The organism is Bacillus cereus group sp. Bc010, assembly GCF_027716745.1.
Taxonomy (GTDB): Bacteria; Bacillota; Bacilli; order Bacillales; family Bacillaceae_G; genus Bacillus_A; species Bacillus_A pacificus.
The window spans coordinates 46,220-70,191 of the sequence record NZ_JAQFUY010000012.1 but is presented as its reverse complement, the minus strand read 5'-3'; the positions used below and the strand labels follow the sequence as shown (position 1 = coordinate 70,191).

Below are 23,972 nucleotides of genomic sequence, written 5' to 3'. Positions count from 1 at the left end.
TAGTAGGAGGAAATCGTTTGAAAAAGAAGTTGCATCAATATGAGGTAATGTGTATCGGTTTATTATTTGCTGTATTTGGCATTGTTGCTTGGAGAGTACATGCTGGTGGTGTTACAGTGATGGATACATATGTCAGAGGGTTAGTAAAAGGATTACAAACTGAAAGTTCGCTTACATTTTTCTCACACTATACAAAATTAGGGTCTGCCATTGGGATCGTAACTACGCTCGTTATAAGTTTACTTGTTTTTTGGAGAAAACGTTACTATGCTGCGATGATCGTATATCCAGTGGGCATCTTAATAACCCATCTTGTGAATAAAGGGATAAAAGAAATTATGAAAAGGGATCGTCCGTCGCTAAATGAAGCGTTGGATGCACTTGGATATAGCTTCCCTAGTGGACATGCGATGTTATCTATTATGACATTCGGATTTCTTGCTTATATCATTGCGGCAAATTTGAAGAGTGTAACAGGGAAATATATGATAACCATTTTGATGGGAATAATCATTGTATCGATTGGATTAAGTAGAGTCATTTTAAATGTACATTATCCAACTGATATTTTAGCAGGCTACTGCGTAGGTGGTATTTTATTAATTATGGCGATTTATTACCATCGTTTACTTACTGAGAGGTTTGGTCTTAATAAAGAGAGATAGAAAAACGTCTAGAAAAACTATTATTATAGTTTTTCTAGACGTTTTTTGTTTGTATGAAGATGTGATACAGTATAAGTGACAATTGAATGATGTAAAGTAGGTGGAAATGTGTGAAAACAAATGTACATAAAGTAGATAAGTGGGGAAAATTAGGAGCTTTTTTGTATCAGTTCCGTTATACAGTAATAGTAGCATTACTATTGGTTGCGATAGCACTCGGTATATTCGCACCAAAGCTACCAGGCATATTAGGTGGTGATGGCTTCCAAACGGAAGGGGACTACCAGAAAACGAAAGAAATTTTAGATAAAGATTTTAAGAGGTCTCAAGATACACTTCTACTCGTTTTTGAAAAAAATAAGGGCGTTTCACATGAGGAATTTCAAAAGCAAGTAGAGGGGATTGTAAAAAATGTACAAGAAAAAGAGATATATGAATCTTTTCATCATCCAGTGCAAAATAAAGAAATGTTACAAGATGATATCGGCTATGCGACAATTTTATTTTCCGGGAAAACAAATAAAGAACGAATGGAAAAGACATTACAATTTGCTGATAAAATCGAAAAGAAAAGTAATGCAGCATTAAAAGTAACACCTACAGGGTTTCCGAAAATTAACAAAGAGATTAATGAAAGAACGCAAAATGATTTAAAAGTAGCAGAGATGATTGGGTTACCAATTGCATTTCTCGTATTACTATTTTCATTCGGTAGCCTTTTGGCATCTATTTTACCAATCGTAAATGGGGCACTTAGTGTTATTAGTACGATGGGCATACTATATTTTATAGGTAGCGATAAGGAACTATCTATCTTTGTGTTAAATGTTGCACCGATGATTGGACTTGCATTATCTATTGATTTTGCACTATTATTTGTAAATCGCTTTCGAGAGGAAGTTGCAAAGCGAACGGTAAAAGAAGCAATAGCAATTACATATCAGACAGCAGGGCGGGCAATCGTATTTTCAGGATTATGTGTATTCGTTGGCCTATCCGGCTTGTTTTTCTTTAAAATCGATTATATTCAGTCTGTCGCAATTAGTGGAATGATTGTTGTGATTATGAGTATTTTATTCTCGCTCACACTTCTTCCAGCGTTATTATCTTTAATCGGTAAACGAATATTAAAAAAGAATCAAGTAGCACATACACCGGCAAAGGCGTGGCGTACATTTGCACAATTTGTAATGAAACATCCAATTGTGATGATTATTGTTGTTACAACATTTATTGTGATTTGCTTATTACCATTACGTACAGCTAATTTGCAGTTCCCTGATGTGGAGGCTTTACCTAAACAAAGTGATACAAGAATTGCATATGAGAAGTACGAAGAGGCATTTAATGAAACTGCAAAAACACATGCTGATGTTACGTTAGTCGTAGAGACGAAAAAAGATATAAAAGAAAAAGAAAGTTTACAAAAGCTAGAAGAAGTCGTTCGGAAGTTAAAAGATGATAAGAAAGTAAATGAAGTAAGAAGTTTATACGACAGTTTAAATGGAATGAAATCAGATCAAGTTGCTGGGATGTTACAGTCGCCAGAAGCTGCTAAAATAGCTCCGGTATTTGAAGTGTATACGAAAGGAAATAAGACAACAATCGAAGTCTTTTTAGATACAAAACCACGTACTGAAACTGCTAAACAGTGGGTTCGTGATTTTAAACAAAATTATAAAGAAACGAACGTTACATATTATCTAGGCGGAATGACGACGTTCCAACAAGAGTTAGAAGATGAAATTAAAGATAAAGTTGCAATTGGTATGTCTGTTATATTTGGATCGACTTTTGTTATATTATTATTTGCATTTCGATCTATACTCATTCCAATTAAGGCGATTATTATGAATATACTTAGTTTAAGCGCAACAATTGGAATTGTTGTTTGGTTATTCGAAGGTGGTCATTTTGGTTTAGAAGCAAGTCCAGTTCTATTTGTTTTACCAATCTTCATTTTCGGCCTCGTCTTTGGGCTTAGCATGGATTATGAAGTATTTCTTATTTCGCGTATCCATGAACTGTATGAAGAAACAGGGGATAACGATCAAGCGACGTTAGAAGGACTTATTTCAACAAGTAGAATTATTACATCAGCTGCATTAATTATGATTGTTGTAACTGGTGCTTTCGCCTTTACTGATATTTTACCAGTACGGCAAATGGGTCTTGGCGTTGCATTAGCGATATTTCTTGATGCAACAATTATTCGTCTTATGCTCGTACCAAGTTTAATGAAATTGTTTGGAGACTGGAACTGGTGGTTACCATTTCGAAAGAAAAGAGAAAAATCATTATAAAAAATACTCATCTATAAGATGAGTATTTTTTTATGAATAGCAAGACCTACATTTTGCAAATAGTATGTGATAAGAACATTACATATAAGTAGGTGAAGGCAATGTTTCGTTATTTTAAGTTTAAGCTAAATGATACAGTACAGTTTGCAGAAAATGATGGGCATTTGTATCGCATTGTCGGTTATCGGTTAGAAAAAGGGTTTTATCCAAAAGATGAATGGACTCATATCATTTATGAATTGCTTAGAGATTTTGATGGGTATACGATGGATGCGGAAGAAGAGGAACTTGTAAAGGTCATTCAAGTAGAGGATGAGTATTACAAAATACAAGAAGTATCGGGATATCGTTATCCGGTAAAAATGAAGCAAAAACAACAAGTGATGAAAACAGAAAAGATGGATGACTTATTAGATACGTATAACGATTATAAGAGATTGGCGGATTTCTTTAAAGATTTATCGTATGAACAAAAAGCGGAAGAAGTGTTGCAGGAAATGAGAAGGCGTAGAGCGTGAGGGGCAGTCTATTATAAGACTGTCCTCTATTTTTGACGGTGCATCAAAGTGTATTTTCCGTTACAATGAGAGAATCAATAGAAATAAGGTGATACAGTATGGAAACGAAGAAGAAGGGCGAATGGTGCGAAATTACTGTGCCAGCGAAATGGAATGGTATAAGCATTGAGTCGTTATTAAAAATAGAATGGGAAATACCGAAAAAGTTGTTACATCAGCTTCGTATGGAAAAAGGTGTTACTGTTAACGGAGAACAGAGAAGATGGAATGAGCTTTTAAAAGAGGACGAAAAGTTACAAGTTCATATGTTTATGGAGGAAGAATACGGTGTAGAGCCTGAATATGGTGAATTAGATGTAGTATATGAAGACAATCATGTACTCATTGTCAATAAGCCTGAGAAGATGGATACGCACCCTGCTGAAAAAGGCGGGATGGGAACACTTGCAAATCTTGTTGCCTTTCATTTTCAAATGCAAGGTTTAGAGACGAAGGTTCGTCATATTCATCGGTTAGATAAAGATACGACAGGTGGTGTCGTGTTTGCTAAACATAGAATTGCTGGTGCAATTATGGATCGTTTATTAATGGAACGAAAAATTAAAAGAACATATGCGGCTCTTGTAGAAGGGAAAGTGAAAAAGAAGCAAGGAACAATTGACGCGGCTATCGGAAGAGATCGCCATCATGCGACGAGACGACGTGTTTCTCCAAAGGGGGATCAAGCAATCACATATTATAAAGTAGAGAAGTATTTTAAAAAACAAAATGTTACGCTCGTAACGTTACAATTAGAAACTGGTAGAACCCATCAAATTCGTGTTCATATGAGCTATAATGGTAATCCGTTAGTTGGGGATATTTTATATGGTGGAGGAACGAAATATATGTCTAGGCAAGCGTTACATGCGATGAAGATAAACTTTTTACACCCAATTACGAAAGAAGAGATTGAAGTTGATGTACCATTTCCTACAAAATTAAATGACACAATGAAAGAATTTCAAAGAGTGAATGCGTAAAGTGTAAGTTTAAATTTGAGAAAAGTAGATTTTTGCAGGAATTTCTCTAAAAGAAGCGAAGCCGTTAAGAGAAAAGAGAGGTGAGAATCACTTGATCAAATATAAATATATACTAGGAATATTTTTTGCTTGTCTTTTAGTGACTCTATGTCTCTATCCATATTTACCAGAGCATTTGGCGGTACATTGGGATGTAAATGGTCGGCCAAACGAGTTTATGAGTAAACAAGTTGTTATAGCACTTATTCCTTGTCTTATTATTTTCTTACATGGATTGATGTATATTATTTCACATAATATATATAAGTTTAATGAAGACGAGCATGTCATTATAAGTGGATTTCTAAAGACGATTACTTTATTTATGTTGTTTATCCATATGCTCATTCTCTTTATTAATTTTGGAAGCGTGATATCCTTTCAAACAGGACTAACAATAGGGATTAGTATGTTTCTTTTTATGCTTAGTAAGGCGTTTAAAAAAGTTCAGAGTACGGAAAAAGACTCAATCAAATTAAAAAAGATCCGTTTAGTGAGTAGACGGATTTTTCAAGTGATGGCATGTAGTATATTGTTTTCATTGTTTTTGAACTTGAAATGGGGATTTTATGTGTTACTTAGTGTAATAAGTGGTGGTTCTATTTTGTTTATGTTCTATGCTTTATACTCATACATAATAGAAAGTTATGAAACGTAAAAAAGAGTCTTCTCATTATGAGAAGACTCTTTTAATCTATTTACTTCGTAATAAATTGTTGTGTCCAGTAGTTGCCGCTTTCTACATAGCCAACACCGATGTGAGTGAAGCCATTATTTAAGATGTTTGCACGGTGTCCAGCACTGTTCATCCAAGCTTGTACTACTTCTTCAGGTGTACGTTGGCCTTGGGCGATGTTTTCACCTGCAGATGTATAAGAAATACCAAATTTCTTCATCATGTCAAACGGAGACCCGTATGTAGGGCTGTTATGGTCAAAGTAGTTATTTTTTTGCATATCTTCAGATTTAATGCGTGCTACTTTGCTTAATTCAGTGTCGATTTTTAAAGCTGGTAAACCTTGTTTTGCACGCTCAGCGTTTGTTAATTCAACAACACGTTGTTCGAACTCGCTTAAAGATTTTGCTTCTTCAGCAGGCTTTTGCTCAGCTGGTTTTTGTTCAGCCGGTTTCTGCGTATTATTGTTTTCAGCAGGCTTTTGAGCTTCTGGTTTTTGAACTTCTTCAGCAGGCTTTTGCTCGGCAGGTTTTTGCTCAGCAGGCTTTTGAGTTTCTGGCTTAGCTGTTGGTTGCTCAGTTACAACATTTTCAGTAGGTTGTTGACCAGGAATAATGCAATTTGGTTGGAAATTTCCTTGTTGCCATTGTGCTAATGACTCAACGCCCATAGATTGTAAGAATGCTTGTAATTCTTGTTGGCTCATTTGCTTCATCATTACTTTAGAATGCTGAATATTTTGAACCTTTATATTAGATTGTTGTACTGTTGCAGCTTGTGCATCTAAAGAAGATACTCCTAAAGTAAGTGCTGTTGCAGCAGCTACAGATAATAGAACACGTTTTTTCATGATGTTTGCCCCCATATTGTGTATTTTTTATTTATTTTTTTGCCAGCCATCTAACTGACAAATTCATCGTAGCACACAATTTACGAGAAAAAAGATGGAAAAAAATTCATAGACTTAAAATTTACCTAATTTATCCTAAGAGGGGAAAGGGGGAAAAATAAGAGAAACATAGAGTATAAAAGGAATTTTCAACATTTTTATACGTGGTTATAAGACGCGGTTTTTGGATAAATGTACCTATATTGAAAATGAAGAATCCTATTGTATCAATGGTTTGAGCGTTTTTTTGAGGAATATACTGGATTGATTTTTACAAAACTGTAATGTTTCTGTTGTTCTTTTTTATAATAAAGTAACATATTTTTAATGTTGTAGCGGACAAAAAAGCGGCTATCTCTTTACATAGACGAAGGAGATAGCCGTTTTCCTATTATTACGTATGTTACGAGTTATTACGAGTTGGTTTCAATTGCTTCTAATAATAAATCAACAATGTGAATTCCTCTCATTTTATGAGAAAGACCTTCTCGTTCAATGCCTAATTTCATTTGTAATAAACAACCTGGATTTGCAGTAACAATGGTCGCTGCTTCTGTTTCATGCACACGGTCCATTTTGTAATCTAGAAATTCCATAGATAGTTCTGAATGAACAATGTTATAAATACCAGCAGAACCACAGCAGCGATCCGCATCTTTCATTTCACGGTATATTGCGCCTTGAATTGCTTCTAGTAACATACGAGGTTCTGAAGATGTTCGCATAACATTGCGTAAGTGACAAGAGTCTTGATACGTAATAACTTGCGGCGTGACTCGTAAGTCATTACGTTTATGGAAATCTAGTTCTACTAGAATAGCAGTAATATCTTTAATTTTAGAAACGAACTGCTTTGCACGTTCAGCCCACTGTGGATCATCTTTTAACAGGTAATCGTAGTCTACGAGGTAAGCTCCGCAACCACCAGCATTCGTAATAATATAGTCGATGTTTAAATCTTCGAATGCTTTTATATTGCGTTTTGCTAATTCTTTTGCTCCATTTTTCTCACCAGCATGCCCATGTAATGCCCCACAGCAACTTTGTGTTTTCGGAATAACGATATCACAACCAGCTAACTGAAGCAGTTTCATCGTTGCGTTATTTGTTTCTAAAAACATTGTATCCATTAAACAACCTGTGAAGAATGCAACTTGTTTCTTCTTCGTACTTTCAGCATGTAAAAATTCAGGACGATCTTTCATTGCTTTCATTTTAGGGACCTTAGGCAAAACGAGATCCATTGTTGCAAGTGTTTCAGGGAATAACTTCATAATCCCTGTTTTATGTGTTAGCGTTTGTAAACCAGAACGCTGATAAAAACCAATTAGTCCGGTTAATGTTCTCATTCGATTTTGATGCGGGAATAGTCCTTCAAAAACGACTTTACGAATGGCTTTCACTGGCACTGAGAATTTTTTATTTTGATTTATAATATCACGGGCTTCTTCTAATAAATGGCCATAATTCACACCAGATGGACAAACAGGTTCACAAGCACGGCAGCCGAGGCAAACATTTAATGTGTTTTCAACATCTTCATCTGGCTCAATTAAACCATCAACGACCGCTTTCATTAATGCGATACGTCCTCTTGGTGAATGTGATTCTTTATATCCAGATTGAATGTAAGTAGGGCAAGTTGGTAAGCAGAAACCACATCGCATACAGTTTAGTAGTTCATCTTCACTTAATCGTTCTTTAAATTCTTTTTGAATGTTTTCTTTATTTAATGTTGTCATCGCTCAACCACCACTCTTTTGCGAGTGTCCTTCGCGAACATCTTTCCTGGATTCATAATGTTATTTGGATCGAAGGCGTGTTTAATTCCTTGCATAGCAGCAATACCTTCTTTACCTAATTTCATTTCTAAATACGGAGCTTTCATTGCACCAACACCATGTTCACCAGTAATCGTGCCACCAAGTTCGATTGCTTTCGCAAATATTTCAGCAAAAGCTTGTTCAGCTCGGTGCATTTCTTCTTCGTTACGAGCATCTGTCATACAAGTTGGGTGTAGGTTACCATCGCCAGCATGTCCAAACGTACAAATAGGAATATTATATTTTTTAGCAATGGCATTAATGGCCTCAACCATTGGAGCAATCTGTGATCGTGGTACCGTTGCATCTTCTAATATTGTAGTAGGCTTTAATCTTGCCAGTGCTGACAGTGCACTACGGCGAGCTGTACGAAGCGCATCGGCTTCCGCTTCATCTTTTGCAACGCGAACATCAACTGCATTCATAGAACGACAAACGTTAGCCATTTTTTCAATATCTCGATTCACAACTTCAGGCGGGCCGTCTTGTTCAATTAATAAAATTGCTTTTACATCAGTTGGTAAACCGATTTGTGCGAACTCTTCTACTACTTCAATGGTCGGCTGATCTAAAAATTCAAGTGTCGCTGGAATGATTTTATTTGCAATAATAGAAGAAACAGCACGTGCAGCTTCGTTAATATCTTCATATAGTGCTAGCATCGTTTTCTTCGTTTCAGGCATAGGAACAAGTTTTAATATCGCTTCAGTCACGACGCCAAGTGTTCCTTCAGAACCGATAAATAAACGAGTTAAATCGTAACCAGCTACATCTTTTGCCAATTTACCACCAGTACGAATCACATCACCATTTGGTAAGACAAGTTCAAGACCCATCACATAATCACGTGTTACGCCATATTTTAATCCACGTAATCCACCCGAGTTTTCATTAATGTTACCGCCAATTGTAGAAATTTTCATTGAGCTTGGATCTGGTGGATAAAATAAACCTTTTTCTTCCACCGCTTTAATAATATCAAGGGTAATGACACCAGCTTGTACAGTAATTGTTAAATTTTCTTCATCAATTTCTAAAATGTTATTCATATGGCGGAAGATAAGGACGATACCGCCTTCAAGTGGACATGTCCCTGCACAAAGGTTTGTTCCAGAACCACGAACATATACAGGAATATGATGAGTGTTACATACTTTTAACACTTCAGCTACTTCATTTGTATTACGAGGAGCAATGACTGCATCAGGCATTGCTTGGAAGTTTGGAGTGGCATCATAACTATACGTTAAACGCCCCATATTGGATGTATCCACATTATCTTCGCCAACAATGGATATGAATGAATCAATAATTTGTTTTTCTAACATTGGAAATCCCCCTCAAACTGTTAACGTAATTAGTCATCATAAAAAACGTTGTCACAGTGCTTTCGTTATAATGATAAAAAAGTTGGGGGATTCTTTCTATGTATAATCATCTAAAGATTAATCTGTTTTATCATTCTTTTTTGTATGATTATCTAATAAGAGGAGCGAGAAGTATAAAATGTTTAAGTCTTTGAATTGTTTCGGATCAAGTCCTGTATACTCCTCAATTTTTTTAAGTCTATAATGCAATGTGTTAATGTGGATATGTAATTGCTCCGCTGTTTGTTTATAGGATTGGTTATAATCAATAAATAAACGTAAAGTGTGCATAAGTTCAGGCGATGATAGTAAGTTTTCAATGGTGCGCTTTAGAAACTGTTCCCGCGTTTCAGCAGAAATATCTTGTAAGCACATTTCTAAACGTAAATCTTCATTAAATACAATGTTTTTCGTTTCAAGTGATACGGAAAGAGCTTGTAATGCTTGTTCGTATGATAAGTTCATATTGCTTGGCGTAACGGATTGTCCAATCCCGATATATAAAGGAACAGAAAACAAAGTTTCACAGTCTTGTTTTAATCGTTTTAAAAATTGATATGTTTGCTCTTTGGAGTTTGTGGCTGTAAATAAAATGAATCGATCATTTCCCCAGCGAATAAATAAATGCTCCTTTGTTAATAGATTGCGTATATGTTGCCAAACCTTACGCTGAAGCATCGTGTCATTTCGATCGATAGAGAACAAAATAAGTTGTTTTTTCTTATATAAATCAATACCAAGTGTTTTGGCACGATCGAGAAAGCTTGGAGACCAGTCTGTATTTTGAAGCCAATCAAAGACAAATGCCTCATAAGAACGGTGTTCAAGTTCTAGTTGTTCTAAAAAGTAGTTTTCATGGATGAGTAGTTCGGTCATTTTACGTAATATTTCTCCGTATTGTGAAATATTTTCAGGTTCGCCTGTAATTCCAATGACACCAATTACTTCGTCATGGAATAGTAAAGGGAGATTCATACCTGCCTTTACGCCTTGCAAACGTCGTTCATCCTCTTTTGTAATAATGACAGTTTTCTTTTGTTTTGCGCAGCGGAGTGCGCCTTCATGAAATTGGCCGATTCTTTCTATATCTGTACTTGCGATAATAACGCCTTGTATATTAATGATAATAATATTTTCTTTAATTAGCCTGCGTACTTCTCGTACAATTTTATTCGCTAAATCAGGAAAAAGCATAATTGGCACACCTCAAATTCTATTTGTTGTACATTATATATGTAAATGAAGTAGGAAAGGGAAATTTCACACTTTCCACACATTTATTTGTTATTTTACAATTATAACGAAATCATCCGAAGATGGAGGGGATCTTTTGAGAAAGTATGTTTTTCTTCTCTGTTTTTTATTTCTATTAGTAGGGTGTCAAGGAAGTTCCTATACATCGATTGCTAAAGATAAAAGTGTTATTATAACAACGAATATAAAAGAAGGTAGCCTTAGTTTTATTGATAAACATACTAAAAAGTTAATTACGACATGGGAACTTAACGAACCAATGGCAGGGATTGCACTACTTCCAAATGGTGAGGACATACTTGTATATGGTAAGCAGTTAGAGTACATGTATGTATATTCACTAGCAGAAGGAAGGCAAGTGGAAAAATATAAAACAGGAAAAGGCATTGTAAATGTAGTCGTATCAGAAGATAAAAAGCAATTATTTGCTGCTGATCAAAATGCCCAAAAGATAAGGTTCTTTACGATTAATGGAAAAGAAACAGGGAATGTTTCGACAGGAAAAGGACCAATAACGATGGTAGAGTACCATAACCAGTTATCTGTATTAAACTTTTATGATACGAAGCTAACGACAATTGATACAAAGAAAAAAGAAGTAATACAATCCTTTATGATTCCACCAGCGTCAACGGGAGCAACAATTAGTCCAGATGGGAAAGAAATATGGATTGGCGGACATGGTGATGGAAATCAGGTAAATGAGAAAGTATTAGTGTATTCTTTGCAGAGCGGAGAAATGGTACGTTCTCTACACGCTCCGTTTATGCCTGTGAATATTACGAAGGATAATAAGTATGTATATGCATTAAGTCACGGTTCGAATACGCTTAGAAAGTTTGATGTTAGCACGTATAAAGAGGTGGCTTCTGTAGAAGTAGGATCGAACCCATTTGCATTTTTGAAGAGCGGAGCAGAAGGATACGTAGCAAGCTATGATAGTGATGAAGTGTGCGTCATGGATATGAAGAATTTGAAAATAAAACAAACAATTAAAGTCGGAAAAGGACCGTTTCAACTCATAGAGAGAGAAGGGAAGGACAATGAGTAAATATAGGGTGCTAGTTGTAGATGATGAAAGTGATATGAGGCAACTTGTTGGAATGTACTTAGATAATTTCGGATACGAGTGGGGAGAAGCTGAAAATGGAAAAGAAGCTCTAAAAAAATTAGAGACAAATCATTATGATTTCGTTGTACTAGATATTATGATGCCAGAGATGGATGGACTTTCAGTTTGTAAAGAAATTAGAAAAACGTCAGATGTACCAATAATATTTTTAACAGCAAAAGGTGAAGAGTGGAATAGGGTGAACGGCTTACGTATGGGAGCAGATGATTATATTGTAAAGCCATTTAGTCCTGGTGAATTAATTGCTCGTATGGAAGCTGTATTAAGGCGTTATACAAAGCAAGAGCAACAAGAGGAATTTCAGTTTGGACCGATCCTTATTAATGAAAAAAGTAGGAAAATTGAGGTGGATGGTGAGCCAATTTCTCTTACAGTAAAAGAGTTTGATTTACTCTATTTTCTTTGCCAACATACGGGACAAGTATTTAGCCGAGAACAATTGCTAGAAAAGGTATGGGGATATGATTATGCCGGAAGTACAAGAACAGTAGATACGCACGTGAAAACGATGCGTTTGAAGCTTGGAGAAAGTGGAAACTACATTCAAACTGTTTGGGGTGTAGGCTATAAATTTGAGGTGTAACGTATGTTTACGATGGTACAGAAGCTTTGGCTGACAGTAGTATGTGCAGTATTTGTAACAGTTTCTTTTCTTTATTTCGTATCTTTATACTCGTATGAAAAACTATACGTTGATAATTTAAAAGATTCATTAGTAATGGAAGGGAAGCGTCTTTCTGCGCAATATGATAAGCGCGAAGGAATATCAATTTTTGAAGAGAAAGTAAGAGCATTTGATCAAATATCTAGTTCAGACGTTCTTTTCGTATCGAACCCACGTGATTTAAGCGCATGTTTACCATTTGATGTGCACCATCATTCTCTTATAAGTGAAGGGGACAGGCAAGCATTATTAGATGGAAAAACTGTGACAAAGATAGGATACGAGGAACATTTTGACCGTAATATTATGGGGGTTGTCATCCCTGTTTTAGAAAATAAAAAATTAGTTGGTATTGTATATTCTTATATTCCTTTAAAAAGTATAAAAGACTTAATATATGATATGGGTCTTATTTTAGCACCGTTAGCACTTGCTATAACTTTACTGACAATATGGATTGGTAGAAAAATTATTATTGCTATTACGAAACCACTTTCGCAAATGGAACGAGTTGCCAATCATTTGGCTACGGGGGATTTCTCAGAACGAATTACAATTTCTTCTGAAGATGAAATTGGGCGATTAGGAAAAGCATTTAATAAAATGGCAAATTCTTTGGAGACAGAAGACGTAAAGCGTAAGGAGTTTTTAGCTAACGTTTCGCATGAACTAAGAACACCGCTTAGTTATATAAAAGGATATAGCGAGGCTATTTTAGATGGTGTAGCGAAGGGACCACAGCAGGAAAAAGTAACACAGCTTATTCATAAAGAAGCAGATCGTATGCAGCGTCTCGTTCATGATTTATTAGATTTGGCACAATTAGAAGGGGAACATTTTCCGTTAAAGAAACAACCTATCGTTTTTTCACAACTAATTGAAGATGTGTTAGATACGTATGAGATTAAGTTTATAGAAAAGAAAATTCGTATTTCAACAAATTTAAATCCAGAAATCATTGTAATGATTGATGAGGATCGTATGCAACAAGTGCTTCATAACGTGTTAGATAATGCGATACGGTATACGAATCAAAACGGGGATATTATGGTAACGCTCAGACAGATAGATGATTATTGTGAATTGAACATAAAAGATACGGGGATCGGTATTGATACAGAGCATTTGGAAAACCTTGGCGAGCGTTTTTACCGAGTTGATAAAGCGAGAAGTCGTCAACATGGTGGAACAGGTTTAGGCCTGGCAATTGTAAGACAAATTGTTCATATACATGACGGACAGTGGCGGATTGAAAGTGAAAAAGGGAACGGTACGACGGTTAGTATTAAATTGAAAGTACAGGATGAGGAGAGCATGTTCTAATTTTTAGGGCATGCTCTTTATATGGAAGACAATAATTATACGTAAGATATAAATTAATATGTAATAAATATCGGAATTTTGACGATTTTATGAACAAAACATTTGTACTTCTTACTAATTCGTTCTAAAATAGTTATGATGCAAAGTTCTTATAAATCGTTTCAATTGTTGTTTGGAAGATACTGAGGTGATTTAACTGGAGTACAAATCTATTAAACCGAAAAAGATTTACGAAGAAGTATCTGAAGCTATTTTAACAATGATTAAAAATGGTACGTTAAAACCTGGTGACAAACTACTTCCTGTACATCAATTAGCTGAGCAGTTTCAAGTTGGTAGATCTGCTGTTCGTGAAGCGCTAAGTGCGCTAAGAGCAATGGGCTTAATTGAGATGAAACAAGGAGAAGGTACATATGTGAAGAACTTCGATTCTTCTTCATTAACAAAATCATTAAACAATAGATTATTGATGAAGAAAGAAGATATTTTGAATTTATTAGAAGTACGAAAGGTGCTTGAAGTGGGGGCAGTTCGAGCAGCTGCGGCAAAACGTACGGAAGATAATTTGCAAAATATGAAGCATTGGTTAGATGAAATGGCAAAGAGCGTTGGAGATGAAAAAGCTGGTGAAAAAGCAGATTTTCAGTTCCATATGGGAATTGCAGAGTCTTCGCATAACAACATTTTGCTTGAACTTATGAATCATGTTTCAGAGATGATTGCTGAAACGATTGGTGAATCAAGACGCATTATTTTATATGGTGAACAAACAACATCAGAACGACTTATAGAAGAGCATCAAGTTATATATGATGCAGTGTTAAAGCAAGATGTAGAATTAGCGCAGCAAGCAATGCTAGATCATTTAACAAATGTAGAACATATTGTCACAGGTAGAAACGATATAAATTCTTAATTTAATCTTTTAAAAATCTAATTTTCTGATAAAATAGAGAGAGATTAAGTAAGCGTTTTCTTTAGAAGAGGGAGAGGATAGGCCATGGTTGAGCCTATTTCTTCTCTCCTTAGTCATCTGATGACCATATGTTTGTTGGTGGAGTTGTAAAAAGGGGGAGTAATAATTATGAAAGTTACTTTATTTGTTACTTGTTTAGTCGATATGTTTGAAACAAATGTCGGCAAAGCAACAGTTGAGGTGTTGGAGCGTTTAGGTTGTGAAATTGAATTTCCAGAAGCACAAGTTTGTTGCGGCCAGCCAGCTTATAATAGCGGCCATGTAGAAGCGGCAAAAGAAGCGATGAAACATATGATTGAAACTTTTGAAGATGCAGAATATATCGTTACGCCATCTGGTTCTTGTGCGACAATGTTTCATGAGTATCCGCATGTTTTTAAAGATGATCCGAAGTGGGCTAAACGTGCACAAAAAGTTGCTGATAAAACATATGAATTTACACAATTTATTGTAGACGTTTTAAAGGTTACTGATGTTGGTGCAAGTTTACCAGGGATTGCTACTATTCATAAATCATGTCATATGACACGTATGCTTGGAGTAACAGAGGCACCAGGAATTTTATTATCTAATGTAAAAGGGTTAACAGTGAGAGAGTTACCAAATGTGCAAAATTGTTGCGGGTTTGGGGGAACGTTTTCAGTGAAGATGACTCCAATTTCTGAGCAAATGGTAGATGAAAAGGTAGATAGTGCAATGGAAACAGGCGCTGATTATTTAATCGGTGCAGATTGTGGGTGTTTGTTAAACATTGGCGGACGTATTGAGCGTTTAGGAAAAGAAATAAAAGTCATGCATATTGCTGAGGTACTGAATAGTCGCTCATGAAGGGGGAACATAAGCTATGTCTATGAAAATCAGTGAGAAAAAATTTAATGATCGCGTTGGCGATGGAATTCAAGATTCGTTTATGCGCGGAGCAGTATCTTCTGCACAAACACGCTTATATACGAATCGTTTAAAAGCAGCAGATGAATTAGGAAACTGGGAAGAATGGCGTGAACTTGGTGAAGAAATTCGTCAACATACGTTAGAAAATCTTGATTATTACTTAATGCAGTTAAGTGAAAATGTATCAAAAAGAGGCGGACATGTGTACTTTGCGAAAACGAAAGAGGAAGCAGCAAAGTATATTCAAGACGTTGCAAAAAAGAAGCAGGCAAAAAAGGTAGTAAAATCAAAGTCAATGGTAACAGAAGAAATTAGTATGAACCATGCGCTTGAAGAAATCGGTTGTGAAGTGTTAGAAAGTGATTTAGGAGAGTATATTTTGCAAGTAGATAACGATCCACCTTCACATATTATTGCGCCTGCTCTTCATAAAAATAGAACGCAAATTCGTGATGTATTTAAAGAAAAGCTTGGCTATGAAAATTCTGATGATCCATACGAAATGACAAAGTTTGTTCGTAAACAACTTCGTGAAAAATTTATGGATGCAGAAATTGGTGTGACAGGTTGTAACTTCGCTGTTGCAAATACTGGCTCTCTTTGTTTAGTAACAAATGAAGGTAATGCTGACCTTGTTATGTCGATTCCAAAAACACAAATTGCGGTTATGGGTATGGAACGTATGGTTCCGACAATGGAAGAATTAGATGTTTTAGTTGGTTTACTATGTCGTAGTGCAGTAGGTCAAAAGTTAACAAGTTATGTAACGGTAGCGGGACCAATTCAAGAAGAGGAAGTAGATGGCCCAGAAGAATTCCACTTAGTTGTGGTTGATAATGGTCGTTCTCAAATTCTTGGATCTGAATTCCGTCAAGTGTTGCAATGTATTCGTTGTGCTGCTTGTGTGAACGTATGCCCTGTATATCGACATGTTGGTGGACATTCATATGGCTCTATATACTCAGGACCAATTGGGGCGGTATTAACACCACTTTTAGGTGGATATGATGATTACAAAGAGCTTCCTTATGCTTCTAGTTTATGCGGAGCGTGTACAGAAGCTTGTCCAGTAAAAATTCCATTGCATGATTTATTATTAAAACATCGTCAAGTTATCGTTGAGCAAGAAGGGCGTGCTCCACTTGCAGAAAAATTAGCAATGAAAATGTTTAGTATGGGTGCATCTTCAGCAGCTTTATATAAAATGGGATCAAAGATGGCGCCAGCAGCAATGAGTCCATTTACATCTGGTAACCGTGTATCAAAAGGTGTTGGGCCACTTAAAAACTGGACAGATATTCGTGAATTCCCGGCTCCAAGTAAAGAACGATTCCGTGATTGGTATAAAGATCATAAGAAAGGCGGGGACAAATAATGACAGGATTAATTCAAAACCGTGAGTCCTTTCTAGAGAATATTGCAAAAGAACTTGGACGCGCGCGTAAAACGGATGGTGTAAAACGTCCAGTATGGAAAAATAATGTGAATAAAGAAACGTTAAAAAATTATTCACAAGAAGAATTGTTAGAAGTATTTAAAAATCAATGTACAAACATTCATACAACTGTTGTGGAAACGACAAACGACCGTTTACGTGAAGATATTCAAAAAGTAATCGTTGAAAACGGCGGGGGACCTATTATGTTATCGGCAGATGAACGTTTTGATTCTTATGGATTGACTTCTTTATTTAAAGAAGAACTTCCAAAGCAAAATGTTGAAGTGAACGTATGGGATTCTGAGAAAAAAGAAGAGAATATGCGTATCGCGGAAAGAGCGAATATTGGAATTGTATTTAGTGATTATACTTTAGCTGAATCTGGTACGATCGTTGTACAAAGTCATAAAGGCCAAGGTCGTTCTTTACACTTTTTACCGACTGTATACTTTGCTATTATTCCACGTGAAACACTTGTACCTCGTATTACACAAGCAGTTGAGGATATGAACAAGCGTGTAGAAAATGGCGAGACAGTGGCATCTTGTATTAACTTTATTACAGGACCTAGTAACTCGGCAGATATAGAAATGAATCTTGTTGTCGGAGTACATGGACCATTAAAAGCAGTATATTTCATCGTATAAAATAGGGGAAAGCAGGCCAGAAAATGGCCTGCTTTTTTAATAGAATAGAGATAATATGAAGTAGAAGTTCTCTCCTTTTTTTGCTATGTTCTTCTGGAAAGGAGAGGAAGGGATGTTCACTTATGTATATGCATTGTTAGCGGGGATGGTGTTTGGTTCTTTTTTTATGGTAATTGCGATGAGAGTTCCGCTAGGGGAGTCTATCATAACCCCGCGTTCATATTGTCATTATTGTAAGTATGTGCTAAAGCCAAAAGAATTGATTCCAATCATTTCTTTTTGTATGCAAAGAGGGCGTTGTACGAATTGTAAGAGGAAAATTTCAATTTTGTACGTAGTATTTGAACTTATAACTGGAATGATATGTCTTCTAACTGTATATATGATTGGGGTGGAACGAGAGCTTATTATCGTTTTATCACTTTTTTCGTTACTTCTTATTATTTCAGTTACAGATTACATATATATGTTAATTCCAAATCGTATTTTAGCTTGGTTTGCTTGTTTACTCATTTTAGAATGTGTTTTTATACCGTTAGTTACTTGGATAGATAGTATAGTTGGTAGTTGCGTTATATTCATTTTGTTATACTGCATGCAAAAGATATATCCAGAAGGGCTTGGGGGAGGGGATATAAAATTACTTTCGTTACTTGGATTTATAGTGGGACTGAAAGGGATTTTTATCGTTTTATTTTTAGCATCTTGTTTTAGTCTTTGTTTCTTTGGAGCTGGTCTCGTATTAAAACGTATGAAAATGAGGACTCAAATACCGTTTGGTCCTTTTATTAGTCTTGGGGCAATATGTTACATGTTGGTCACGTATGCAAAATAGAGAGGGGATAGAAAATGAATGTATATATGGATGATCAAAGAAGTTGTCCGTACGGTTACGTGCTCGCAACTACAGTAGAATGTGCTTTGTAAATGGTACGAGATTATGAGGTGAATGTTCTTTCCCTTGATTTCAATATGGGATGGGGAGAAAAAAGTGGATTAGATTTTGTAGAGACTTTTTGTAAAGAGGGTCTATATGTAAATGAAATACACTTTCATACGAATGATGTTATCGGTATGCATAAGATGAAACAGAGAATGAATAAGGGAAAGGAAGAGGGAGAGATTAACCCTAATCTTGTTGTTAAATATGTGGGGAGCTAAAAACTCCAAAGTAAAACTTTGGAGTTTTTAATGTTTCATATGTGCTTGCAACGGAATGATTTCTTCTTGTTGAGCTGCTCCTAATTCAGTTTCTTCTTGTTTCACGTCAGGTACTTTCTTTGTTAAGTAATGGTATACCATACCGACAAATATAGACCCGCCAATAATGTTACCAATTGTAACTGGAATTAAGTTATGAATAGCACCTGCAAAAGAAATTGTCTCCGGATGCGGTGAAACTAAAGATAAAGCAAACAGCGATAAGTTTGCGATGCTATGCTCGTAACCAGATAAGAAGAATGTGAAAACGAGCATCATCATCATCATAATTTTTGCTGGATCACCTTTAACTTGAGAAGGTAAGAAACAAGCAAGACATACAAGCCAGTTACATAAAATTGCTTTAAAGAATAGTTGCATTGTAGGTGTATTCATTTTTCCCTCAACGACTTTATTCATGAAATGACCGTGATCAATTGTTTCGAAAATTCCAGTGGCATAAAATAGTAAGGCAAAGAATAAAGCGCCAGCTAAATTGCCTGCATAACAAGTAACCCAGTTACGAAGTGTATCAGATATTGTTGTTTCTTTTCTTAATGTTGCTACAGTGAAGTACATTGTGTTTCCAGTAAACAATTCAGCACCACCATATATAATAAGTACGAGGGCAATTCCGAAAAACATAGAAGCAGCTAAATAAGTTGCTGGTGAATCTGCAATGTGAAAAAAGTTACCTAATTTAAAACATAGTACAATAATAAAACCGATATAAATACCCGCAAGTGCGGCACGAATGAAATATTGCATCGGGTTTGTATCTAACATTTGTTTTTTGCTCTTAGCCAGTTTGACAACATAATCTAATCCTTGTTCTAGCATGAGTAATACGCTCCTTTAGTACATCATCTATAAAGTGAAACTTTAATCAGTGGGGGTTTTCTTCATCTCCCACTGATTATCAGCCCTCACCAATCGGGCTTTTATGGGCAGTTGATCCCCACCTAACTTCTTTGTTTTCGCTGAATTTTGAGGTGGGGGTCTTACTGCCCATTAAAGCGGGATAAATACTCCTTATATGAATAAAGTACATCGATTCTGTCTTAGTTTCAATAAGTTTGTGCAATGTTTCACAAAAAGGACATACATATATTAAGAAAACGTTTACAAAAAATAGTATAATAGAATTTTTTCTGGACATTGAGTGGGGGAAGGGTAAAAAGAAAAAGCGCTGTAATTACAGCGCTTTTTCGTCTAAATTCTTTTCTACTTTTGTTTCTACTTCTTTTGAGAAGAACCAACCACCAGCTGCGATTCCAACTAATACAATCCAGAATGTAAGCTTCCATGGTGTAGATTCTGGGAATGAATGCGGAATTACATTTAATGCAGGATGTGCTAACGTATAAACTGCTAGTTTCACACCAACCCAACCTACAATTAAGAATGCCGCAGTTTCAAGTCCTGGTTTACGTTTTAAAATTTGTACGAAAGCAGTTGCTGCAAATCGCATAATGATTAATCCGATAAGTCCACCTACAAAGATAACAACGAATTGCCCAGTATCAAGACTACCAATTGTACCTAATCCTGTTTTTGGTAAAGTCATTGCTAATGCAACAGCAGCTAAAATAGAATCAACTGCGAAGGCGATATCTGCAACTTCAACTTTAAATACAGTCCACCAAAAGTTCTCTTGTTTTTTCTTTGCTTCTTTTTCTTCTGTTTCTTCATCTGTATTCTTTTTAACATACGTTTTAAATAAGTGATTACCAGCGATAAACATAAGGTAAATGGCACCGATTGCTTGCACTTGCCATACGTCCACTAGGAACGAAATCATAAATAACGATCCGAAACGGAAAACAAATGCCCCTGCTAATCCATAAAATAGTGCTTTCTTTCTTTTTTCTTCTGGTAAATGTTTTACCATAATTGCAAGAACAAGAGCGTTGTCAGCCGCTAAAATCCCCTCTAGTGCAATTAGGATGAGTAATACCCAACCATACTCCAATAATAATGATACATCCATGTACATTCTCCTCTCATTTCTATAAGTACTAAATAAGTGAAGAATTCCCCACTATTTAGTTTCCCCATACTCCTGCCTATTAACTTTAGAAGAATTTGGAAATGGATGCAAAAAAGACCTCTGCCGTTAATAGGCAAAGGTCTTGCTAGACATATGTAATGAAAATGCCAACAAAGCCGGAAGAACTAAGTTCTACGTAATGACGACTTTGTTTCCAAGAAATATTCTTGGACGCTACTCCCCTTTGGAGATATGCTATTGTACTCTCATTATATGGATAATTTATACGGTTGTCAACCTGTTAAAATGTCTTCATTCGGATATTTTATTTTCCGGTTCTTTTTACGTGCAAATGAAAAAGCTAATGTTAAAGGCCCCATCTTCCCAAAAAACATCATAAAGATAATAATAGCTTTTCCAATCATCGTTAAGTGTGGTGTGAAATTCATACTGAGACCGACAGTCCCAAATGCTGAAAATACTTCGAAAGCACTCATCAATAGAGGAACTCGCTCAGTAATGCTTAAAATTAAAATAGCAAAAAAAATAAATGAAATAGAAATAATAGCGATGGTCAATGATTTGACAATGAGAGTATCTTTAATGGATTTTTTAAACACGACAATATCGTCTTGTTCTTGTAAAAATTTAAATACCCCAAAAAACATGATTAAAAAGGTTGTTAATTTAATCCCACCGCCAGTTGAAGCACTACCGGCTCCGATAAACATTAGAAGCATCATTAATAAAAGGGAAGGCTTTGATAATGCGGAAATATCAACTGTATTAAACCCGGCAGTACGCGTTGAAATAGCTTGGAAATAAGCAGCCATGCCTTCTTCAAATGGGGTAAAGCCTCTCATAGAAAGAGAATTGTGAAACTCGAATATAAAAATAAAAACAGTCGCAATAATATTGATGATTAGAGTAGAAGAGAGCATAAGTTTTGAGTGTAATGTAAGGTTTTTAAAATTTTTCTTTCTTTTTATATCTACGATTACTGTAAAACCAATCCCACCTAAAATAATGAGGGAGGAAATGACGAGATTGACAAGAATGCTGTGAGAGTGGGACATTAAATTATCGCTCCAAACAGAAAAACCTGCATTGTTAAAAGCAGAGATGGAATGAAAAAAGCTATAATAGATCCCTTTAGCAATCCCATATTTCGGTACCCATTCAAAAGAAAGAATGAAAGCAGCGATACATTCGACTGTAAAAGAGAATAAAAATAATGCTTTGGCAAGACGAATGACACCGCCTATATTCGTTTGATTTAATGCTTGTTGTAGTAAAATTCGGTTTTGAAGGCCAATTTTTCTGCCAAGCATAATCGCAATTAAAACAGCAAAGCTCATAATGCCAAGTCCGCCCACTTGTATAAGTGTTAAAATGACACATTGGCCAAATAAGGTAAATACTTTCCCAGTGTCCACAACACCAAGCCCTGTAACCGTACAAGCAGAAACGGTTGTAAATAAAGCATCGAGCCATGAAATAGACGTCGTTGTAGCAATTGGCAATTTTAATAAGCATGTACCGATAATTGATAACATAATAAAAGACAAAGTAAGAACACGGGGAGGACTCATGTGAATGTTAATCCGTTTCATGTTACATATCGTTCCTTTCAGTTTGCTTTTACTAGTATGTGAAAAAGCACCATTATGTATGTTAAAAATAGAAAGAGGCAGAGAATATCTGCCTCTAAGCCATATGTTATATTGTTATCCACGTAATTGTTGTTGAGCTAAAGAAACAAGACGTTTTGTTACTTCACCGCCAACTGATCCGTTAGAACGTGATGCAGTATTAGACCCTAAGCTTACGCCGAATTCTTGTGCAATTTCATATTTAAATTGATCAAGTGCTTGTTCAGCACCTGGAACTAGTAATTTGTTTGTTTTTGCCATGATGATACACATCCTTATGAGTAATCCAGTTCAGCTAAGTATGTATCTGAACTGGTACCGTTATTTTATGTGGAACCGGCGTGCTCATACGCGGAAGTAATCGGTGTGATTAGAAGTTATTGGATAGAAAAAAGAGTAGCAATTTTTGCTACTCTTTTTTTAGTATTGTCGCTGTACCTTCCACGACAATATCATCCGATTGATTATATATATTTGTTTGTAACGTAATGATTTTTTTATCGTCACGTTTTTTGATGACCTCTGCCACAACGCGAAGTGTATCGCCGATTTTGACAGGAGCGCGGAATGAAACGTTTTGAGATAAATAAATCGTATTTTTACCCGGGAGTTTCGTTCCAAGGATGGTAGAAATAAAACTTGAAACGAGCATACCATGAGCAATACGTTCTTTAAACATTGTCGTTTTTGCAAAAGAATCTAAAATATGAATAGGATTCACATCTCCAGTCAATTTTGCAAAATTGATAACGTCCTCATCCGTAATCGTTTTTGTAAGTGATGCTTGATCACCGACTTGAATCTCATCATAACGAAGCTCCGGGACGGTTTGTGCTTCTTGAAATGGATTCATTTTGTCCTCCTTCTTTTCCATATCGAAAAATGCTAGCCATCTTGATGTAGTAGGAGGAAGAAAGAGTTTTGTTTGTGCTGCAGTTAGCTCCCACATTTTTCTTACTTGATGGAAGTAAATAGATTTTTTGAGTTTTCCTCGAACTTTTTTGCGAGTTCCAACTGTTTTGTCTTGAAATCTTCCAAAAAACCTTCTAACTGTTTTTGAGCCTCTTCACGTTGTAATTGTTGTTGTTCAATAAATTGCTTCGTTGTTTCTTCAAATTGACCGCTTGTTTGAGTAAGGATAGACAAAGATGTTTTTGTAGGAGAAACAGTTAGCTGTTGCATATGAGCAGAAAGTTCTTTCCACTTGTCTTGCCACTCATTAATTTGATCATTTAAGGAGTTTCCTGTTAATTGCTTCACGTAATCTGTATATTGATTATTGAATTGAGTAGTGAATTGTTGCAGTTCTTTTTCCAGTTCATCTACTCCTGATGTTAATTTATGCAAAGCGTCTTGTTGTTGTTTTAATGTTTCTAAAGTAAGTTGCTCTAATTGTTTCCCAGCTGAAGAGAAAAGGGAAAGAGATTGAGACCAGTTTTTCCAAAATGCATCGACCAATTCGTATGGTTTAGTTTCCATTGTTTGACCCCCAAATGTTTTTTT

General features: G+C 35.8%; 23 protein-coding genes, 1 pseudogene and 1 riboswitch. Of the genes and pseudogenes, 14 read left to right on the top strand and 10 right to left on the bottom strand.

The genetic code is table 11. The annotated features are described in order from the left end of the window. The first annotated feature begins 17 nt into the window (after positions 1–17). From PDQ68_RS15195 to PDQ68_RS15175, 5 genes are all read left to right on the top strand, one after another. Entirely contained in the window at positions 18–665 is a 648-nt protein-coding gene (locus PDQ68_RS15195; RefSeq protein WP_061183632.1) for a phosphatase PAP2 family protein, read from the top strand. Positions 666–775: 110 nt separating this feature from the next. Next, positions 776–2,968 (top strand): MMPL family transporter, encoded by a 2,193-nt coding sequence (locus tag PDQ68_RS15190; protein ID WP_061183631.1) that lies wholly within the window; start codon positions 776–778, stop codon positions 2,966–2,968. 101 nt (positions 2,969–3,069) lie between these two features. Next, a complete protein-coding gene (locus PDQ68_RS15185) occupies positions 3,070–3,486 on the top strand; it encodes a hypothetical protein (RefSeq protein WP_000490288.1) in 417 nt (138 codons plus the stop codon). A gap of 98 nt (positions 3,487–3,584) precedes the next feature. After that, a complete protein-coding gene (locus PDQ68_RS15180) occupies positions 3,585–4,508 on the top strand; it encodes an RluA family pseudouridine synthase (protein WP_061183630.1) in 924 nt (307 codons plus the stop codon). Between the two features lie 91 nt (positions 4,509–4,599). Next, the gene (locus PDQ68_RS15175) at positions 4,600–5,205 is read left to right on the top strand and encodes a DUF1648 domain-containing protein (RefSeq protein WP_061183629.1); all 606 of its coding nucleotides are present in this window, start codon (positions 4,600–4,602) and stop codon (positions 5,203–5,205) included. Between the two features lie 40 nt (positions 5,206–5,245). Here the strand turns inward: PDQ68_RS15175 and PDQ68_RS15170 are convergent, their stop codons facing one another. The 4 genes from PDQ68_RS15170 to PDQ68_RS15155 form a co-directional block, all read right to left on the bottom strand. Further along, positions 5,246–6,073 carry a CAP domain-containing protein gene (locus PDQ68_RS15170; RefSeq protein WP_061183628.1) on the bottom strand — a complete coding sequence of 276 codons (828 nt, stop codon included), beginning with the start codon at positions 6,071–6,073 and terminating at the stop codon, positions 5,246–5,248. Positions 6,074–6,525: 452 nt separating this feature from the next. After that, complete coding sequence (locus PDQ68_RS15165; RefSeq protein WP_016716933.1) at positions 6,526–7,854, bottom strand: (Fe-S)-binding protein; 1,329 nt, start codon at positions 7,852–7,854, stop codon at positions 6,526–6,528. After that, complete coding sequence (gene glcD, locus PDQ68_RS15160; RefSeq protein ID WP_061183627.1) at positions 7,851–9,263, bottom strand: glycolate oxidase subunit GlcD; 1,413 nt, start codon at positions 9,261–9,263, stop codon at positions 7,851–7,853. The genes PDQ68_RS15165 and glcD overlap by 4 nt, the downstream gene beginning before the upstream one ends. 117 nt (positions 9,264–9,380) lie before the next feature. Continuing rightward, complete coding sequence (locus PDQ68_RS15155) at positions 9,381–10,496, bottom strand: CdaR family transcriptional regulator (protein ID WP_061183626.1); 1,116 nt, start codon at positions 10,494–10,496, stop codon at positions 9,381–9,383. 136 nt (positions 10,497–10,632) lie between these two features. Between PDQ68_RS15155 and PDQ68_RS15150 the strand changes: the two genes are divergently transcribed. The 9 genes and pseudogenes from PDQ68_RS15150 to PDQ68_RS15110 all read left to right on the top strand — a co-directional run bounded on the left by PDQ68_RS15150 (position 10,633) and on the right by PDQ68_RS15110 (position 18,788). Further along, positions 10,633–11,607, top strand: coding sequence for a YncE family protein (locus PDQ68_RS15150; RefSeq protein WP_061183625.1), 975 nt, complete (start codon positions 10,633–10,635; stop codon positions 11,605–11,607). After that, positions 11,600–12,271 (top strand): response regulator transcription factor, encoded by a 672-nt coding sequence (locus PDQ68_RS15145; protein WP_000049881.1) that lies wholly within the window; start codon positions 11,600–11,602, stop codon positions 12,269–12,271. The genes PDQ68_RS15150 and PDQ68_RS15145 overlap by 8 nt, the downstream gene beginning before the upstream one ends. Before the next feature lie 3 nt (positions 12,272–12,274). Beyond that, positions 12,275–13,675 carry a sensor histidine kinase gene (locus PDQ68_RS15140; protein ID WP_000494834.1) on the top strand — a complete coding sequence of 467 codons (1,401 nt, stop codon included), beginning with the start codon at positions 12,275–12,277 and terminating at the stop codon, positions 13,673–13,675. A 226-nt stretch (positions 13,676–13,901) separates the two neighbouring features. Then, entirely contained in the window at positions 13,902–14,591 is a 690-nt protein-coding gene (locus PDQ68_RS15135) for a FadR/GntR family transcriptional regulator (RefSeq protein ID WP_254912616.1), read from the top strand. 168 nt (positions 14,592–14,759) lie between these two features. Next, the gene (locus tag PDQ68_RS15130) at positions 14,760–15,479 is read left to right on the top strand and encodes a (Fe-S)-binding protein (protein WP_000869149.1); all 720 of its coding nucleotides are present in this window, start codon (positions 14,760–14,762) and stop codon (positions 15,477–15,479) included. Positions 15,480–15,495: 16 nt separating this feature from the next. After that, a complete protein-coding gene (locus tag PDQ68_RS15125) occupies positions 15,496–16,917 on the top strand; it encodes a LutB/LldF family L-lactate oxidation iron-sulfur protein (RefSeq protein WP_000061914.1) in 1,422 nt (473 codons plus the stop codon). After that, on the top strand, positions 16,917–17,627 hold the full coding sequence (locus PDQ68_RS15120; protein ID WP_016716938.1) for a LutC/YkgG family protein: 711 nt from the start codon (positions 16,917–16,919) through the stop codon (positions 17,625–17,627). Before PDQ68_RS15125 ends, PDQ68_RS15120 begins: the two co-directional genes overlap by 1 nt. 112 nt (positions 17,628–17,739) lie before the next feature. After that, entirely contained in the window at positions 17,740–18,462 is a 723-nt protein-coding gene (locus tag PDQ68_RS15115; RefSeq protein ID WP_020465262.1) for a prepilin peptidase, read from the top strand. A gap of 14 nt (positions 18,463–18,476) precedes the next feature. Next, positions 18,477–18,788: pseudogene (locus PDQ68_RS15110) on the top strand (cyclic-phosphate processing receiver domain-containing protein). Between the two features lie 27 nt (positions 18,789–18,815). On the opposite strand, the gene PDQ68_RS15105 reads toward PDQ68_RS15110, so the two are convergent. From PDQ68_RS15105 to phaP, 6 genes are all read right to left on the bottom strand, one after another. After that, positions 18,816–19,667 (bottom strand): formate/nitrite transporter family protein, encoded by an 852-nt coding sequence (locus PDQ68_RS15105; RefSeq protein ID WP_016716941.1) that lies wholly within the window; start codon positions 19,665–19,667, stop codon positions 18,816–18,818. A 355-nt stretch (positions 19,668–20,022) separates the two neighbouring features. Further along, entirely contained in the window at positions 20,023–20,817 is a 795-nt protein-coding gene (locus PDQ68_RS15100) for a TerC family protein (protein ID WP_000383322.1), read from the bottom strand. Between the two features lie 89 nt (positions 20,818–20,906). Further along, a riboswitch (yybP-ykoY riboswitch) is annotated at positions 20,907–21,072 on the bottom strand. Positions 21,073–21,110: 38 nt separating this feature from the next. Beyond that, positions 21,111–22,430, bottom strand: coding sequence for a TrkH family potassium uptake protein (locus PDQ68_RS15095; protein ID WP_000822320.1), 1,320 nt, complete (start codon positions 22,428–22,430; stop codon positions 21,111–21,113). 114 nt (positions 22,431–22,544) lie between these two features. After that, complete coding sequence (locus PDQ68_RS15090) at positions 22,545–22,730, bottom strand: alpha/beta-type small acid-soluble spore protein (RefSeq protein WP_001140707.1); 186 nt, start codon at positions 22,728–22,730, stop codon at positions 22,545–22,547. 148 nt (positions 22,731–22,878) lie between these two features. Beyond that, positions 22,879–23,322, bottom strand: a complete 444-nt coding sequence (locus tag PDQ68_RS15085; protein ID WP_001067916.1) for a MaoC family dehydratase — start codon at positions 23,320–23,322, stop codon at positions 22,879–22,881. A gap of 101 nt (positions 23,323–23,423) precedes the next feature. Then, complete coding sequence (phaP, locus tag PDQ68_RS15080) at positions 23,424–23,948, bottom strand: polyhydroxyalkanoic acid inclusion protein PhaP (RefSeq protein WP_000448589.1); 525 nt, start codon at positions 23,946–23,948, stop codon at positions 23,424–23,426. Positions 23,949–23,972 lie beyond the last annotated feature (24 nt).